The organism is Nocardia sp. NPDC004260, from assembly GCF_053603155.1.
This window is the reverse complement of the sequence record NZ_JBSGEZ010000263.1, coordinates 1-1,427: the sequence shown is the minus strand read 5'-3', so window position 1 is coordinate 1,427 and position 1,427 is coordinate 1. Positions and strand designations below refer to the sequence as shown.

The window sequence follows — 1,427 nt, the reverse complement described above, 5'->3', positions numbered from 1 at the left end:
CTCGAGATAGGTCTTGTCCGCCTTCGGACGATCCCACTGCCCGGCGATCCCCTCGATGTCCGACCACTCCGCGACGTCCGGGCCCGAAGCCTCGGCCGCGCTCAACATCGTTCCGCCGCGCTCGGCGGAGAAAAAAGTCAGCTCGGTATTCGATCTGCTGATCAACGAGGTGAAGGCCAACGCGGACCTTCCTGCGCTGCTGCTGGATTCGCGGTTGTGGAACCAGACAGCCACCCATGGCGGCTACCGGGCCCAGCGCGTCGCCATCGACGGATCCACCCCGGTCGAGATCACTGCGGACTGGATCATCGCGGCAGGCCGCGACTACGCCGCCGCCCGCGTCGCCGCCGACAAGGCGAAAACCCCGCCGCAGAAGGCACCCGACGCCACGACACCGACCGCGCGCTATCACCGCGACCAGGACGGCGCTGTCACCACCCCGGCAAGCGACCGCCCCGACCTGGCGGCCACAGCCAAGACCGACACCCCCGATGTGCGGCTGATTACCGCCCCCGCTCCGCCAGCGGGCGCGACGCCGCCAGTGAAGCCCGTGCCGATGGCATGGCTGCCCGACAGCGCGGGATCAGTCGCTGATCGCCTTGTCGCGGCCGCTGAAGGGCAGGGAGCGGCGGCGACATTGCTGCGCAGCGGGTCACCTGTGCTCGTTGCGCTCTCGGCTACCCAAAAGGAGACCATGTGACCAACCCGTTCACCGTCGCCGCGCAACAACACCGTTCGGCTGAGGCGGACGAGGAGACGACGCCGGTCGTGCTGGAGAAGACTGCTTCGACTGAGGCTGGCGAGCCCAGCGTCGACGATGGCGGGTGGCCGCCGCTGTGGTGGGTGATGCCGGTCAGCGCGGGAAGTGGGGCCAGCACGCTGGATCGCTGGTGCGCATGCTCACGTGAGATCGGCCGTGATCCCGCGTGGCGCCCGGTACCGGGGCAGAGCCCCTACCTGGTGCTGACGACTCCGAAGACGGTCGAGGGGATACGCCGCGCCCGCCAGCTGGCCGGTGCGTTGACCTCGACCACCGTGGGTTCGGCGCGAGTGGCCGCGATCGTCGCCCTGGCAGAGCAGCCCAGTTCTCGCGGCGGTGGTGGTATTCAGCTCAAGGAGATGATCGCCGCCGCCGAAGCGGCGGGGGTGCAGATCATCACCTGCGAGTACTCCTCAGAACTGGCGGGCCAGCTGGTGGCACCTGCAGGGGCCGAAGGCTGGTCACCGCGCACTCTCAACCGCGCTGTCCCGAATGTGCTCGCGCACGTCTACATCCGCGTGTTCTTCATCATCGCCGATCGGGAATCCGGCTCGGCCGCAACCAAGGAGGTTCCATGACACTCCCTATGTCAACCTCATACCGCAGAAGTAGCGACCGGTTGTGGTTGCAGGGTTTGGGCGCCGCCGTGTCGGGCGGGGTCGTAGGC

At 68.2% G+C, this 1,427-nt stretch carries 3 protein-coding genes; 2 read left to right on the top strand and 1 reads right to left on the bottom strand.

The genetic code is table 11. The features are described 5' to 3' along the window. Window positions 1–180 (bottom strand): hypothetical protein (locus ACWEO7_RS39515; RefSeq protein ID WP_452430968.1); only part of this gene is annotated, 180 nt, incomplete at its 3' end. Here ACWEO7_RS39515 and ACWEO7_RS39510 point away from each other — a divergent pair. Together ACWEO7_RS39510 and ACWEO7_RS39505 are read left to right on the top strand one after the other, a co-directional pair. After that, the gene (locus ACWEO7_RS39510) at window positions 170–700 is read left to right on the top strand and encodes a hypothetical protein (protein WP_452430966.1); all 531 of its coding nucleotides are present in this window, start codon (window positions 170–172) and stop codon (window positions 698–700) included. The two genes, ACWEO7_RS39515 and ACWEO7_RS39510, sit on opposite strands and share 11 nt — an antisense overlap. Continuing rightward, window positions 697–1,338 (top strand): hypothetical protein, encoded by a 642-nt coding sequence (locus ACWEO7_RS39505; protein WP_452430964.1) that lies wholly within the window; start codon window positions 697–699, stop codon window positions 1,336–1,338. The genes ACWEO7_RS39510 and ACWEO7_RS39505 overlap by 4 nt, the downstream gene beginning before the upstream one ends. Window positions 1,339–1,427 lie beyond the last annotated feature (89 nt).